We start from the raw sequence: 15,303 nt of genomic DNA, 5'->3' as shown, positions 1-15,303 counted from the left end.
GTGTTGGCGCATGGATCGTTGGGCTGGGCGTTGGTTGGATGCTGTCGCGTCGAATACCGGCTGAAGCGGTATGACGGCCATCGCGATCGAAACCAAGCGGCTGCATGATCGCTTTATCGCCATCGGCGGGCAAATGGTTGAGGCAGACGTCTTGCTGTCCGCTGATACGTTGCTTGATCTTTACGGCGAGGACATTCGCGGGCGGGCCTATCTTACCAATGATCCGTTGCGTGGCGAGATGGTGCTGCGGCCCGATTTCACTGTACCGGTGGTGCAGATGCATATGGAGAGCCGCGCGGATCCGGCCCGGTACACCTATGCCGGCAAGGTCTTTCGCAAGCAGGAACAGGACGCGGAACGTGCGAATGAATTCGTTCAGGTCGGTTTTGAAATTTTTGATGGACAGAACCCAGCTGCTGCGGATGCCGAGGTTTTCGCCGCGGTATCCGAAACGCTTGCTGATTTGCCGGTCACGGCGGCGACCGGCGACATCGGGATTTTGATGGCCGCCGTGCGCGGGTTGCACACAACCGAAGCACGCAAGGCCGCCCTGCTGCGCCATCTTTGGCGACCGCGGCGCTTTCGCGCTTTGTTGGATCGTTTTGGTGGCGTGTCGCCGGTGCCGCAGTCTCGCGCCCGTTTGCTTGCGTCAGCTGACCCGTTTGCGGATGCCGGACCGGACATTGGTTTGCGCAGTCGTGCGGAAGTCGAAACACGGATCGCAGCGCTGCAGGCCGACGCCACAACACCCCCGGTCTCGCGCGAGCAAATTGCACTGATCGAAGCCATTCTTGGCTTGGCTGACACGATGCCGCATGTCCTGTCGCAACTGCGCGATCTTGTTGTCGATCTGCCTGCGATCGCAGGCGCGGTGGACCGGTTTGCCGAACGGATGGAGGCATTGGCGGCGCGGGGCGTTGATGTTGAAGCGCTCGCGTTCGAGGGAAGTTACGGTCGAACGTCGCTTGAATACTACGACGGTTTCGTCTTCGGCTTTGCCGCAGGACCGGGCTTGCCTCCGCTAGCGTCCGGTGGCCGCTACGATGCGTTGACGTTGCAGCTTGGCAATGGGCGTGCCGCCCCTGCGGTGGGCGCGGTCATCCGTCCCGATATGGTGGTGGAGCTGCGCGGATGTTGAAACTTGGCGTACCGTCCAAGGGGCGGCTGATGGAAAAAACGTTCGAGTGGTTCAGCGCCCGTGGTGTGACGCTTAAGAAAACCGGCACCGACCGCGAATATGCGGGGGCTGTTGAAGGTGTGGATGGTGTCGAGTTGGTCCTGCTGTCTGCTGGTGAAATCCCGCGTGAATTGGCGGCGGGGCGGATCCAGCTTGGTGTGACAGGATCGGATCTTGTGCGCGAAAAGTTGGCAAATTGGAATCGCCAGGTCGTCGAGATCGAACAGATGGGATTTGGTGGGGCTGATCTGATTGTCGCTGTGCCGCAGGCCTGGGTCGACGTGGATTGCTTGGATGATCTGGACGCCGCCGCTGCAGCATTTCGCGCCAAGCACGGGTTCCGGTTGCGGATTGCGACAAAGTACCACCGGCTGGTGCGTGAATTCCTGCGCCGCGAAGGGGTAGCTGATTACCAACTGATCGACAGTCAGGGCGCGACCGAAGGCACCGTAAAGAATGAAACAGCCGAAGCCATTGCCGATATCACCTCGACCGGTGAGACACTGCGCGCGAACGGGCTGAAGATTCTGGACGATGGGTTAATTCACGCCAGTCAGGCAACGCTATTCCGCGGGCGGCGGGCGCACTGGTCAGATGCGCAACGCGACGCGCTAGTGGCTTTGCTGGACAAGCTGGTCACGAAGTAGACGCCGCAAAATCTTGCCTGAGGCGCTTTTGGGGATTTCGCTGACCCGTTCGATCCTGTGCAGTTGTTTGTAGCTTGCAAGATTGTCGGAAAAATGCGCACGGATAGCGGCGTCACTTGGGCCATCTTCCGTCGCCACGATATATGCAATCGGCAGCTCGCCTGCCTCGGGATCCGGGCTACCGATGACCGCAGCGTCGGTAACCCCGTCCATTCCGACAAGAACAGCTTCCAACTCGGCGGGCGCGACCTGAAAGCCCTTGTATTTGATCAGTTCCTTCAGACGATCCGTGATCGTCATGAAACCGTCAGCACCAATTTTCGCGATATCGCCAGTGCGCAGCCACCCGTCTTGCGTGATGGTTTCTGCAGTTGATGTAGGGTTGTTCAGATACCCCAGCATCACTTGGGGGCCTTTGATCCACAATTCACCTTCGCCATCAGCGCCAAGATCGTCGCCCGTTTCAATATCAACGATGCGGCAGAGCGTGTTGGGTGCTGATATCCCGGCTGCGCCATGGCGGGTGGTACCGACGGGAACGGCATGGCTGACAGGTGCCAACTCTGTCATACCGTATCCTTGTACGCAGCGACATTTCAGCCGATCTGCCACTGCTTCGGATAGAGCTGCGCCAAGCGGGGCGGCCGCACAAAAGACAAGTTCCAAAGCCGACAGATCATAGTCATCCACCATGGGATGCTTGGCCAATGCGAGCGCTACGGGCGGGGCAATCCACATCCGCCGGGCCTTATGATCCTGCGAAATCCTCAGAAACATCTCGAGGTCAAATCGTGGCATCGTGACAAGGCCCCCGCCGCCAGTCAGATGCGTGTTCATCAAAACATTCAGTCCGTAGATGTGGAAGAACGGAAGAAAGGCAGCTGTCACTTCGCCGGGTTGGAAATCAAGCGCACTGATCGACTGGTCAACGTTCACGACCATGTTGCGATGGCTAAGCATCACACCTTTAGGCAGGCCCGTTGTGCCAGAAGAGTAGGGAAGCACGACCGTATCGTGATCCAGATCAACGGAGATTTGTGCAGTCAGGGCCGTCCCAAAAAGATCGGTGTAGCTGTCTTCGCCGACGACGAACAAATCCTCAACGGATGTGCCGCTGATCGCTGCCTCGGCGGCGTTGCACAGGGCCGGGACCGTGAACAGGGCTTTCGCACCGCTGTCTTTCAGCTGATGGGTGATTTCGGGCGCGGTGTAGCTTGGGTTAAGCGTCGTAATCGTTCCGCCGGCATAGGTAATCGCATGAAATACCACGCAAAAATCGGGCATGTTCGGGGCAAGTATCGCAAGCACGTCACCCTTACCAAAGCCCTGTTGGGCAAGCCCACCTGCAAGGCGCTGCACCTGATCGATGAAGGCTGCGGCTGTCATGCTTTTGCCGCTCGGACCATCCGTCAACACAATGTCATCCGGGCGTTTCCGGAGGCTTTCAAAAACCTGTTCTGTCATTGTGACGTCGCGCAGCGGGACATCAGGATAGATACTGTTGAACACATGCATTGGCGTATCCCGTTGGTGTGACCCACACGCAGTCACCGCCGCAAGGATGCTACCGCACACCGATGTCGGCAAGCGCTTTCGTTAATCCGGGTGGCAGCGGCACTTCGGACTCGCGCCCTTTCGGGACGTCTTCGGGGGCATCTTCCGGTGTCAGATAGCGCCAGCCCTGAAAGGCGCGTTTGGGCGTTGGTGTCACAAGGATCAGTCCCGGTTTGGAGACGATGGCGCAACGACGGATCCCGTCAGCGCTATCGTATGCGTCTAGGCGCAGGATAGGCTGGCGACAGAGGATGACACCCTTGATTACCCAATAGATCGACCCTCCGTTCAGAATTTCGGCCTCGCGCTTGGGCCACATGCGGGTAATGTGGCGCGGATTGCCTTCCGGGGTCTGTGCGCGCGCGGTTGCTTGCCACGCTGCAAGGCCTGCGACATCTTCTGTTCCGACGGATAACTTGATCAGATTTACGGTTTTTGCCATGGGCATAACTTATATCAGGTGCTATGTGATGCAAGTGCGACAGACCGTATCTTCCGCTGATATTGTGGTTGATTGAGAGTTATCCACAATATATTGTGTAGACCTGCGCGAAATTCACAACAGAGGGATCGACCCATGACCGCATTTTCCGCCCCGATTGCCGAACAGATCTGGGACATGAAGTATCGCTTCAAGGATGCGGACGGCACGCCGATAGATGAAACCGTTGAAGACACGTGGCGGCGGATTGCCTCGGCTCTCGCGGCTGTTGAAAAAGTGCCGGCGGACTGGGAAGCCAAGTTCTATGACGCGTTGGCTGATTTCAAATACCTGCCCGCAGGACGGATCACCGCCGGGGCGGGCACGGCACGGTCAGTGACACTGTTTAACTGTTTCGTCATGGGGACGGTGCCTGACAGCATGGGCGGCATTTTCGACATGCTGAAAGAGGCTGCACTGACGATGCAACAAGGTGGCGGGATCGGCTATGACTTTTCGACAATCCGTCCAAAGGGCGCGTCTGTCACCGGTGTGGCCGCCGATGCCTCTGGACCCTTGTCATTCATGGATGTCTGGGATGCCATGTGTCGCACGATCATGTCCGCCGGATCACGGCGCGGTGCGATGATGGCGACGATGCGCTGTGATCACCCGGATGTCGAAGAATTCATCACGGCAAAATCCGATGCCGCACGGCTGCGGATGTTCAACATGTCTGTGTTGATTACTGATCCGTTCATGGACGCAGTCAAGGCGGACAAGCCATGGGACCTGGTGTTTGGCGGACAGACCTACAAGACAGTGCGTGCCCGCGACCTATGGGATGCGATCATGCAGTCGACCTATGATTACGCCGAACCTGGTGTCATTTTCATCGACCGCATCAACCAGATGAACAACCTCAGCTACTGCGAAACGATCGCGGCGACGAATCCGTGCGGCGAACAGCCGTTACCGCCTTATGGGGCGTGTCTGCTTGGCTCGATCAACATGGCGCGGCTTGTGTCCGATCCCTTCGAAGACGCTGCTACATTGGATGAGGCACAGCTGATCGAGCTTGTCGCAACAGCCGTGCGGATGATGGATAACGTCGTTGATGCATCCCGTTTCCCCTTGGAAGCGCAAGCGCGCGAGGCGGCTGCAAAGCGCCGGATCGGTCTGGGTGTGACAGGTCTCGCGGATGCGCTGCTGATGGTCGGTCTGCGCTATGGATCAGAGGAAGCGGCGCGTCAGACCGATCGCTGGATGCATGCGATTGCCCGCGCCGCCTATCTGGCATCGGTCGACTTGGCGAAGGAAAAAGGGGCCTTTCCCTTGTTTGATGCGGACAAGTTCCTTGCCAGCGGTGCAATGCAAACAATGGATGAGGATGTGCGCGATGCAATCGCGAAACATGGCATCCGCAATGCCTTGTTGACGTCAATCGCACCAACGGGCACGATCTCGCTTTACGCTGGGAACGTCTCGAGCGGGATCGAACCGGTGTTTGCCTACGCCTACAAGCGCAAGGTTCTCCAGAAGGACGGATCGCGCACCGAAGAGGAAGTCGTCGACTACGCTGTCCAACTGTGGCGCGAGTTGAAAGGTGATACACCCCTGCCGGATTACTTCGTGAACGCCCAAACGCTCGCCCCGCTGGATCACGTGCGCATGCAGGCCGCTGCCCAGAAATGGATCGACAGTTCAATTTCCAAGACGATCAACTGCCCCGCCGACATCAGCTTTGACGACTTCAAAGAGGTGTATATGGCCGCTTGGGATCAGGGTTGCAAAGGCTGCACGACCTATCGTCCGAATGACGTGACGGGGTCTGTTCTGTCGGTCAGCGAGGATGCCGCGCCGGCTGAAACGCCGCAGGTTGTCCAGACCGATGATGAAGGTGCCGAGGTTGTTTATATGTCCGAACCGCTCGACCGTCCGAGCGAGTTGGAAGGCGCGACCTACAAGCTCAAATGGCCGGACTCGGAACACGCCATCTATATCACCATCAACGATCTGGTGATCGCCGGACATCGCCGTCCGTTCGAGGTGTTCATCAACTCCAAGAACATGGAGCATTTCGCATGGACTGTCGCGCTGACGCGGATGATTTCAGCAGTCTTCCGGCGGGGCGGGGATGTGTCATTCGTCGTTGAAGAGCTGAAAGCAGTTTTTGATCCGCGCGGCGGTGCGTGGATGCAGGGCAAATATGTGCCTTCGATCCTTGCTGCAATTGGCGGTGTCATCGAAAAGCACATGGTCGCGACTGGTTTCCTTGCGGGCGAAGGCATGGGGCTGAAGACCGACCCAAAGGCTGACGTCGTATCGTTGCAGAACGGACCTAAGGGAAAGTCATGCGGCAGTTGCGGATCTTACGAGTTGCGCATGATTGAAGGCTGTATGACCTGCGGGTCTTGTGGCTATTCCAAGTGCGGTTGAATGGCCATATCGCGTTTGCCCATTAATCAGGCAAGCGCGGGTGAACTGGGCGAATTATTGGGCGAACGCTGCGAAAGTAGGCAGCTAGTCCGGCCCGCGCCTTACGCATTGGCATTTCTCAAAGTTAGCTGGTGTCTGGACGTTCCGTCCAAGCGGAGACACCGATCAATATCCAGACCGATACCCGAGTGCCGCAAAGCCTGTCACCACAACCGCGTGCGCGCGGTGATGTGTCGGTGTCGGCCAAAACGCGTAATGGGCGTACGGTTCTTGATGGCCTGCGCCAATCGGGGTCGCTGAAACTCCTCTTTCCGCGCGTCTATGGTCCCGCTTTACAGGGTGTGCTTATCAATACCGCTGGCGGTGTCACCGGTGGTGACCGGTTCAATGTGAAAGTAGACGTCCCCTTCGGTGCGCATCTTACTTTGACGACGCAGGCCGCCGAACGGGCATATCGCGCCCAATCTGGTGAGACAGGGCAGGTGCAGGGCCGCATTCGTGTCGCTGACGGGGGCCGTCTGGACTGGCTGCCGCAGGAAACGATCGTCTTCGATGGCGCGGCAATGCGGAGGCGACTGGATATCTCGCTTTCTGGCACGGCGCGTTTGCTGATGTGCGAACCGCTGATCTTCGGGCGGGCGGCGATGGGTGAGACTGTCAGAAGCGGGCGTTTTCACGATCGCATCTCTATCATACGCGATGGCATTCCGGTTTTTTGCGATGCGATTGCCTTGACCGGCGACATCACTGCCCATCTGGCGAAGGCCACAATTGCTGGCGGGGCTGGGGCGATGGCAACGCTTGTCTACGTGGCACCGGACGCTGAAAGCCATTTGCCGACACTTCGCGACGGGCTTGGTGCGACAGCCGGTGCAAGCCTGTTGGCACCCGATGTTCTGGTGATGCGCGTCCTTGCGCCCGATGGCTTTCTTCTGCGCAAAACGCTTTGCCCGATCCTGACCGCCCTTTCAGGCACGACACTTCCCCGCCCTTGGATGATCTGACATGAATCTCACACCCCGCGAAAAAGACAAACTATTGATCGCCATGGCTGCCGAAGTCGCCCGTAAGCGACTGGCCCGCGGCGTAAAACTGAACCATCCCGAAGCGATTGCGCTGATCACGGACACGGTCGTCGAAGGCGCGCGCGACGGGCGATCCGTCGCGGATATGATGGAGGCAGGTGCACAGGTTATTACCCGCGATCAATGCATGGAGGGCGTGCCCGAGATGATTCACGACGTGCAGGTCGAAGCGACGTTTCCCGATGGGACCAAGCTGGTCACCGTCCACAATCCGATCCGTTAGGAGAAATCGATGATCCCTGGAGAATTCTTCCCTGCCGAAGGCTCTCTGACGCTAAATGCTGGTGCGACGCCGGTTACGCTGATGGTCGCAAACAGCGGCGACAGGCCGATACAGGTCGGTTCGCACTACCATTTCGGAGAGGCGAACAGCGCGCTCGATTTTGATCGTGATGTGGCCCGCGGGATGCGTCTGGATATCGCTGCTGGCACGGCTGTCCGCTTTGAACCAGGGCAACGCCGTGAAGTGCAGTTGATTCCGATCTCGGGGCGGCGTCAGATATACGGGTTTAATCAGAACGTCATGGGCGCGCTTTAGCGTCCGCAACGGGAGGACCCCACAATGTGTAATGCCTGCATCACGAACGCCGTTAAGAAGCACATGATTTCGCGCCGCGACATGTTTCGATCCGCCGTAGCGCTTGGCGCGGCATCCGTCGCAGCCGGGATTGTTACAGCTAGACCCGCGCTGGCCGCCGCGCACGGAACTGTTGTTGATCTGACCCATACGTTCACGCCGGAATTCCCGACGTTCGACGGTGTCCCCGGCCTTACGATGGAGCAGACGGTGAAGTTCGACGAAAGCGGCTATCAGCTCTTTCGCCTGACTGTCGATGAACACTCCGGCACACATATCGACGCGCCACTGCATTTTACAACGGATGGTACATCGGTGGATGAACTGCCGGTCGAAAACCTCGTCTGCCCGCTTTGCGTCATCGACATCGAGGCGCGCGCGCAGGAAGAGGTCAACACCATGGTCAGCACGGAGGATATCGAAACTTGGATCAGTGCGAACGGCGACATCCCGGAGGGAGCTTGCGTCGCGATGCACTCGGGCTGGGCTGACAAGGTTGGCGATGCATCCTATCGCAATGACGCAGACGGCAATTTCACTTTCCCGGGGTTTTCCAAAGAAGCGACCGATATGCTGATGGAGATGGGTGTCGCGGCGATTGGCGTGGACACACTTTCGCTTGATCCGGGCAATTCTGCCGACTTCGCCGTTCACTATTCCTGGCTGCCAAGCGGTCGCTACGGCATCGAAAACCTGGCCGGTTTGCGCAATGTGCCGGCTGCCGGTGCAACTGTATTTGTCGGCGCACCGAAACATGGCGGTGGCACCGGCGGACCTGCCCGTGTCCTGGCCGTGACCTGAAACAATCGCGGGCGCGTGCGATACCGCGCCCGCTGCACATATAGGAAGAGAGACAATGCCTGCCACTATTTCCCGCGCCGATTACGCAGCAATGTTCGGACCCACGACAGGGGACAGATTGCGCCTTGCGGATACCGACCTGATAATTGAGGTCGAGCGGGATCTGACGGCGGAACAGGCCGGGGCGGCCACGACCGCCGGCTCTGGTGCCAACGCGCTACTCTACGGCGAGGAGGTCAAGTTCGGGGGTGGCAAAGTTATCCGCGATGGCATGGGCCAAAGTCAGGTGACCCGTACCGAAGGTGCTGTTGACACTGTCATCACGAACGCCCTCATCGTCGATCATTCCGGGATTTATAAGGCCGACGTCGGTTTGAAGGATGGGCGCATTCACAAGATCGGCAAGGCGGGCAATCCGGATACGCAACCGGGTGTCAACATTATTATCGGACCGGGGACCGAGGCGATCGCGGGCGAAGGGCGTATTTTGACGGCGGGTGGCTTTGACAGCCACATCCATTTCATCTGTCCGCAACAGATCGAGGATGCGCTGCACTCTGGCCTGACGACCATGTTGGGCGGTGGCACCGGGCCTGCGCACGGCACGCTTGCGACCACGTGCACGCCCGGGCCGTGGCACATCGGGCGCATGTTACAGGCAGCAGATGCCTTTCCGATGAATCTTGCATTTGCAGGCAAAGGTAACGCGTCCTTGCCCGCTGCTTTGGTCGAACAGGTGAATGCCGGGGCCTGTGCGTTGAAATTGCACGAAGACTGGGGCACGACGCCCGGCGCAATAGACTGCTGCCTGTCCGTCGCCGATGACATGGATGTGCAGGTTATGATCCACACCGATACGCTGAACGAAAGCGGGTTCGTGGAAAACACTGTCGCGGCGATGAAAGGCCGCACGATCCACGCTTTCCATACAGAAGGCGCCGGCGGTGGTCACGCGCCCGACATCATCAAAATTTGCGGCGATGAAAATGTGCTGCCGTCATCGACCAATCCGACGCGGCCATTCACGGTGAATACGCTGGAAGAGCATCTGGACATGCTCATGGTATGCCACCACCTCGACAAATCTATCCCTGAAGACGTCGCCTTCGCCGAAAGCCGTATCCGGCGTGAAACCATCGCGGCAGAGGATATTTTGCACGACATGGGTGCCTTTTCGATCATCGCATCGGACAGTCAGGCCATGGGCCGCGTGGGCGAGGTGCTGATCCGTACTTGGCAGACGGCCGACAAGATGAAGAAACAGCGCGGGCGCCTGACAGAGGAAACCGGCGACAACGACAATTTCCGCGTGCGCCGCTACATCGCGAAATACACAATCAATCCAGCCATTGCGCACGGCATTTCCACCGAGATCGGTAGCATCGCGGAAGGTAAGCGCGCAGACCTTGTGCTCTGGAACCCAGCCTTCTTTGGCGTGAAACCTGAAATGGTGCTGCTAGGTGGCACCATCGCGATGGCCCAGATGGGTGATCCGAACGCGTCGATCCCGACACCACAACCGGTCTATTCGCGGCCCATGTTCGGGGCGTTCGGACGTTCGGTCGAGCATTCTTCCGTCACCTTTGTATCTGGTGCGGCGTATGCGGCAGGGATTCGCAACCAGCTTGGGCTTGCCAAGCAGACGATTGCTGTCAAAACAACGCGCGGGATCGGCAAGAAAGACCTGATTTTGAATGACGCACTTCCCGAGGTCGAAGTGAATCCGGAAACCTATGAGGTCCGCGCCGATGGTGAACTTCTGACCTGTGAACCTGCAGAAGTGCTGCCCATGGCACAGCGCTATTTCATGTTCTGATGGTCACCTATACCGCGCGTGAAATCCGCCGTGCAGGCGATTGGTCAGGTAGCTTCGAACTGTGCGTGATGACGTATGACGAACGCTTTTTGCGACGCAAGGTCATCAAGACGGCACACGACGACGACCTGCTGGTCGATCTGGAACACACGACCTCGCTGAATGATCGGGATGCTTTCCTTCTGACCGACGGTCGCCTTGTTGAAATCATTGCGGCAGATGAACCGCTTTATGCCATCACAGGGAACCTGACCCATCTTGCTTGGCATATCGGGAATCGTCACACGCCTTGCCAGATCGAAGATGACCGGCTTCTGATCCAACGCGACAAGGTGATCGGGCATATGCTTGAACATCTGGGTGCGACGCTGACCGAAGTGATGGAGCCGTTCACACCGGAAGGCGGTGCATACGGCCACGGTCGCACCCACGCGCATGAACATGGTGCAACAGCCCATGAGCACTGAAATCCTGATATTGACCCAATGGTTCTCACCTGCTTACCCGATCGGAGCCTTCGCCTATTCCCATGGGTTGGAGGCGGCCAACATTGATGGCATCGATGATCTGGAGTGTTGGCTGACCGATGTCTTGCACTATGGCGCAGGAAGGTCGGACGCGCTGTTTCTTGCGGCCAGCTATCACGTGACGGACGTTTCGGAAATCGACGCTCAATGCCGCGCTTTTGCACCGTCGGCAGAGCGGCTCAGGGAAACCGACTTGCAAGGCGCTGCATTCGGCAAGGTCACGTCCGATGTCTGGACGCAGGTGGAGATTGAAAACCTCGCCTATCCCGTCGCGGTTGGCCGGGCTGCAAAATTGATTGAATTGCCGCTAAAACTGACCACGACAATGTTTCTGCATGCATTTGCAGCAAACCTGGTCGCGGCGGGTCAGCGACTTGCAGGCATCGGTCAGACAGAGGCCCAAGCTTTGATCAAAAGGCTCGTACCCATCTGCATAACCATTGCGGACGATTCCGCTGATGGCAATCTTGATCAGCTATCCAGCACAGCCTTCATGGCTGATATCGCCTCGATGAAACATGAAACGCAATACGCGAGGATTTTTCGCACATGAGTACAATGAACGGTCCCTTGCGCATCGGCATCGGTGGCCCTGTCGGGGCTGGAAAGACGACCCTTTGTGCCGCATTGGCCAATGCATTCCGGGATAGCCATTCGATCGGTGTCATCACGAACGATATCTACACGCAGGAAGACGCAGAGGCGCTGATGCGGATGCAGGTCTTGCCGCAGGATCGGATCATCGGTGTCGAAACGGGGGGGTGTCCGCATACGGCCATTCGTGAGGACGCATCGATCAATCTGGCAGCGGTCGCAGAAATGCGAGAGCGTCATCCGGATATCGAAATTGTGCTGATCGAAAGCGGTGGCGACAACCTGTCGGCAACATTCAGTCCGGAACTCGCCGATCTGACGATCTATGTGATCGATGTGGCGGCGGGTGAGGAAATACCCCGCAAGGGCGGACCAGCGATTACGCGGTCTGACATTCTGGTCATCAACAAGACCGACCTTGCCCCGCATGTGGGGGCTGATCTGACTGTCATGGACCGGGACGCCAAAAAAATGCGCGACGCGCGTCCGTTTGTCTTTGCAAACTTGCGTGGAGGCGGCGGGGTCGCAGACATCAAGGACTTGGTTCACCGGATCGGCGGCGTCACCTAATGCTTGCGCCGTGACTTTTCATAGAGCCACTGGTTGAGCTTGATGAATTGCGCGATGGCATGGCCAAGCCAGCCTGCTGAATTGCGCTTGAGATAGACGTATCCCGTGATGCTCGCGATCAACGCGCCAGCAGCATTGATGATAAGATCGCCCATTGTGTCGAGCAGTCCCGATTTCTGCATGTTCAGCCCAAAAGTCTGGTCCATGAGAAATTCAAAAATCTCCCACATCGCGCCAACGGTCATGGCCACACAAAAGGTGATGAACGCGATGGCCGATGGTGGTGCGGCAAAGCGGTCGCCCTCGAACAACATAAAGACGAACAGGAAACCGAACAGGCCAAAGCCGATCGCGGCCGCGCCATGCAACGCCAGATCCCACCACCACAGTCGTTCGTAGAAATCAAAAGCCTCGCCCAAAAAAATAGACGCGAAGACAAAAACCGTAGTTGCCAGCAGGAATGGCAGCGGAAGCTTCAATCTCCAACGGAAGGCCAGAATGGGTGGGATCAGCGACAGGCCAAGCGTGGCAAAGCTGACGAATGCAAGCGACCAGCGGGCAAAGCCAAGCGCGACAAGCGCCGCCAGAAACAAAAGGGCCCATATTGTTCCCATCAAGGGGTTGATGTCGTGTCCAAGCTTCATGTCACGCTGAGGTTCCGCTTGTGAGTGTCATCCGTCAAGCGAAGAGCGTAACTGTTTGACCGCCGGGCGACAGCCAACCCGATCTATTTGCTGAACATCACCGGCAGGTCCGCATCTTTCAGCATTGCATAGGTCGTCGCGCCGATCACGAAGTCATAGGCCTTTGAATGGCCGAAAGCACCGGTCACGATCAGATCGGCTCCCTTTTCAAAGGCCACCTGATTGAGCACGCTTGCGACGGCTTCGCCGGCCGGTTCCCTGTGTTCCAGCGTGGTCTTCATACCGTGTCGTGCCAACGTGTCAGCGATATCGATCCCGTCATAATCGCGCATGGGATCCTGTCCCGACTTGTCCACGCGCAGAACGGTGACGTTTGCTGCCTCGTCGGCGACAGTCAAAAGATCGTGGGCGGCGCGGGCCGTTTCACGTGTGTCGCTCCAACCAAGTACGATGTTCGAACCGACGACTGGGCCGTCGTAATCAAGTGGCACGACAATAACCGGGCGCCCACTTTGGCGGATCACTTTGGACTGAATATGGCGCTGGTCGTAGCGGTCAATGCCCTTATCCTCATGGGCCATAAAGACCAGATCTGCAGCCCGCGCGCTTTCGACCAGCCGATCCGCGGCGGAACTGGATTCCGCACGCAAGAGCCGGAACTCATACGGGAAGGTCTCAGCCTTCACGTGCTTGTCAAAAATCGCTGCAACGGCATCGGATTCTGCTTTCTGGCTTTCGTGAAACAGGGTGAAGCTGGTTTCCGGAACATGGATCGCAATGCTGGGATAAACGATCAGCGCTTCGACCGTATGAATCCCGATCAGATGCGCATTGTGTTTGCGTGCCAGCGGCACGGCAGCTTTCATCAATGTGTCGGCGTGGTCGGACGTTGTCAGGCAGACAAGAATTGTTGTGAGACTCATAACCAGTTCCTTTCCTGCAATCGCGAAAGGGCGCGAACTGCGCCCTTCGACATCAGCTCTCGTTGATGTTCACTTTGTGAACCTTCGCCTTGGCTTCCGCGGGTTTGGCAATGCGCAACTTCAAAACACCGTCCGCGAACTTGGCGTCGACAGCGTCATCAGCTGGCGCGAATCCGAGTGGGACCAGGCGATGAAAACTACCGTAGTGCCGTTCAATCCGGTGGAGCCCCTCTTTCTTGTCTTCGTGTTCAGATGTCTTTTCACCCTTAATCGTCAGACGGTCGCCGGTGATCGTGACGTCAATATCCTTTTCGCTTACACCGGGTACTTCCGCACTGATTTCCAGCGCGTCTTCGGTTTCAACCACGTCAATGGATGGAAAAACCGCGCTGCCATAAAAGGGTGGGGCAAGCGCTTCCGCGATGGGGAAACCATTGCGGAATTGATCAATCAGGCGGTTCATCTCCCTTTGAAAAGACGGGAAGAACGCCGTTCCGCTGTTATCTGCTTGGGTATCTGGAAGCGATTGTGATTGCATGATGTATCTCCTTTCCGCGTGTTAGGCACTTGGCCGTGCCAGAATTTTTCTAGCAGTGAAGTCCGTGAAACGATTGATTCCGATCAATCAACCGAACCGCAGTCTGAAAAAAACGAACGCCACGATGGGGCACATCGTGACGTTCGCGGCCTTCACGAACTGTTCAGCGTCAGGGCAAAGTCGGGGGAGACTTGTGACGTATCGTGAAGGTTTCACTGACGATCACCTTGCGACAGGCAGAGAAGCGCCCTGGGCCGCTGGATGATGATCGTATAAATATTGTCGATCGTGATGATCCCGCTTTTACGCAACTGCGTGAATGTCCGGCTGACGGTTTCTGTGGTCAGGCCGAGAAAATCGGCGATATCGCTTCTGCACATCGGCAACTCAACCTGTGTCACGCCGTTCAATTCCGTGCCAACCCTCTCAGACAACACGCAGAGAAATGACGCCACCTTCTCGATCGCAGATTTGCGGCCAAGCATCATAAAGTGATCCTGCATCGCGCCGATTTCGCGCAAAGCCGCCTGCAACAAGGCCTGATGCAACTCTGTGTGGCTCGTTTTCCCGTCAAGTGCATTCTTGCTGTATGGTTCAAGACATACATCGACCAGCACATCGCAATCGGTGTGATGCAATCCATCAGTAGGAAAACCGACGATGTCGCCGGGGTAGCCAAAGGCGATGACCTGCCGACGACCATCCTCTAGCAACCGGGTCAGGCGCAGGACGCCCGATTTCACCTGATACAGCCATTCGACAGGATCGCCCTCAAAGAAAAGATATGCGCCTGCTTTAAGATGCGTTTCGGCCGATTGCCCTTTGCTCGTCTTCAGCGAAGTCAAAATCGCGGGTCGCACGCGTTCGGTTGGTATGGTCACATACATCTCTTTGAACCCCCTTGTGTGTCAGGTTCAAATTGGACGTCGAATGTAATTGGCGTTAGGGTTGTTGTGTGCCGGTTTGTATCAAAATGTATCGCGTTGATGT

Annotated in this window: 17 protein-coding genes; 11 read left to right on the top strand and 6 right to left on the bottom strand. The window is 57.4% G+C overall.

Annotated elements, in window-relative coordinates:
• Window positions 1-70 precede the first annotated feature (70 nt).
• Both BMY44_RS09630 and hisG read left to right on the top strand, forming a co-directional pair.
• Window positions 71-1,138 (top strand): ATP phosphoribosyltransferase regulatory subunit, encoded by a 1,068-nt coding sequence (locus BMY44_RS09630; RefSeq protein WP_089993277.1) that lies wholly within the window; start codon window positions 71-73, stop codon window positions 1,136-1,138.
• Window positions 1,132-1,824: an ATP phosphoribosyltransferase gene (gene hisG / locus BMY44_RS09625; RefSeq protein WP_089993275.1), complete on the top strand. Its 693-nt coding sequence runs from the start codon at window positions 1,132-1,134 to the stop codon at window positions 1,822-1,824. Before BMY44_RS09630 ends, hisG begins: the two co-directional genes overlap by 7 nt.
• On the opposite strand, the gene BMY44_RS09620 is transcribed toward hisG, so the two are convergent.
• Both BMY44_RS09620 and BMY44_RS09615 read right to left on the bottom strand, forming a co-directional pair.
• The gene (locus BMY44_RS09620; RefSeq protein ID WP_089993272.1) at window positions 1,789-3,339 is read right to left on the bottom strand and encodes an AMP-binding protein; all 1,551 of its coding nucleotides are present in this window, start codon (window positions 3,337-3,339) and stop codon (window positions 1,789-1,791) included. The genes hisG and BMY44_RS09620 overlap by 36 nt on opposite strands.
• Window positions 3,340-3,388: 49 nt before the next feature.
• Complete coding sequence (locus BMY44_RS09615) at window positions 3,389-3,820, bottom strand: DUF1489 family protein (RefSeq protein WP_089993269.1); 432 nt, start codon at window positions 3,818-3,820, stop codon at window positions 3,389-3,391.
• 135 nt (window positions 3,821-3,955) lie between these two features.
• Between BMY44_RS09615 and BMY44_RS09610 the strand changes: the two genes are divergently transcribed.
• From BMY44_RS09610 to ureG, 9 genes are all read left to right on the top strand, one after another.
• On the top strand, window positions 3,956-6,238 hold the full coding sequence (locus tag BMY44_RS09610; protein ID WP_089993267.1) for an adenosylcobalamin-dependent ribonucleoside-diphosphate reductase: 2,283 nt from the start codon (window positions 3,956-3,958) through the stop codon (window positions 6,236-6,238).
• A 131-nt stretch (window positions 6,239-6,369) separates the two neighbouring features.
• Entirely contained in the window at window positions 6,370-7,242 is an 873-nt protein-coding gene (locus BMY44_RS09605; protein WP_242650518.1) for an urease accessory protein UreD, read from the top strand.
• Window position 7,243: 1 nt separating this feature from the next.
• Entirely contained in the window at window positions 7,244-7,546 is a 303-nt protein-coding gene (locus BMY44_RS09600) for an urease subunit gamma (RefSeq protein WP_089993264.1), read from the top strand.
• Window positions 7,547-7,555: 9 nt separating this feature from the next.
• Window positions 7,556-7,861, top strand: coding sequence for an urease subunit beta (locus tag BMY44_RS09595; protein ID WP_089993261.1), 306 nt, complete (start codon window positions 7,556-7,558; stop codon window positions 7,859-7,861).
• A 24-nt stretch (window positions 7,862-7,885) separates the two neighbouring features.
• Entirely contained in the window at window positions 7,886-8,701 is an 816-nt protein-coding gene (locus tag BMY44_RS09590; protein WP_089993258.1) for a cyclase family protein, read from the top strand.
• A 55-nt stretch (window positions 8,702-8,756) separates the two neighbouring features.
• A complete protein-coding gene (gene ureC / locus BMY44_RS09585; protein ID WP_089993256.1) occupies window positions 8,757-10,517 on the top strand; it encodes an urease subunit alpha in 1,761 nt (586 codons plus the stop codon).
• On the top strand, window positions 10,517-10,984 hold the full coding sequence (locus BMY44_RS09580; RefSeq protein WP_089993253.1) for an urease accessory protein UreE: 468 nt from the start codon (window positions 10,517-10,519) through the stop codon (window positions 10,982-10,984). Before ureC ends, BMY44_RS09580 begins: the two co-directional genes overlap by 1 nt.
• On the top strand, window positions 10,974-11,597 hold the full coding sequence (locus BMY44_RS09575; protein WP_089993250.1) for an urease accessory protein UreF: 624 nt from the start codon (window positions 10,974-10,976) through the stop codon (window positions 11,595-11,597). Before BMY44_RS09580 ends, BMY44_RS09575 begins: the two co-directional genes overlap by 11 nt.
• Window positions 11,594-12,208 (top strand): urease accessory protein UreG, encoded by a 615-nt coding sequence (ureG, locus tag BMY44_RS09570; protein ID WP_089993247.1) that lies wholly within the window; start codon window positions 11,594-11,596, stop codon window positions 12,206-12,208. The genes BMY44_RS09575 and ureG overlap by 4 nt, the downstream gene beginning before the upstream one ends.
• Here ureG and BMY44_RS09565 read toward each other — a convergent pair.
• The 4 genes from BMY44_RS09565 to BMY44_RS09550 all read right to left on the bottom strand — a co-directional run bounded on the left by BMY44_RS09565 (window position 12,205) and on the right by BMY44_RS09550 (window position 15,200).
• Entirely contained in the window at window positions 12,205-12,852 is a 648-nt protein-coding gene (locus BMY44_RS09565; protein ID WP_089993244.1) for a DUF2238 domain-containing protein, read from the bottom strand. The genes ureG and BMY44_RS09565 overlap by 4 nt on opposite strands.
• A gap of 83 nt (window positions 12,853-12,935) precedes the next feature.
• Window positions 12,936-13,775, bottom strand: a complete 840-nt coding sequence (locus tag BMY44_RS09560) for a universal stress protein (RefSeq protein ID WP_089993241.1) — start codon at window positions 13,773-13,775, stop codon at window positions 12,936-12,938.
• A gap of 52 nt (window positions 13,776-13,827) precedes the next feature.
• Window positions 13,828-14,313, bottom strand: coding sequence for an Hsp20/alpha crystallin family protein (locus tag BMY44_RS09555; RefSeq protein WP_089993238.1), 486 nt, complete (start codon window positions 14,311-14,313; stop codon window positions 13,828-13,830).
• 212 nt (window positions 14,314-14,525) lie between these two features.
• The gene (locus BMY44_RS09550; RefSeq protein WP_089993237.1) at window positions 14,526-15,200 is read right to left on the bottom strand and encodes a helix-turn-helix domain-containing protein; all 675 of its coding nucleotides are present in this window, start codon (window positions 15,198-15,200) and stop codon (window positions 14,526-14,528) included.
• Window positions 15,201-15,303 lie beyond the last annotated feature (103 nt).

Source organism: Cognatiyoonia koreensis, from assembly GCF_900109295.1.
Lineage (GTDB): Bacteria > Pseudomonadota > Alphaproteobacteria > Rhodobacterales > Rhodobacteraceae > Cognatiyoonia > Cognatiyoonia koreensis.
The sequence above is the reverse complement of the archived record's forward strand: the minus strand, read 5'-3'. Positions and strand labels throughout refer to the sequence as shown.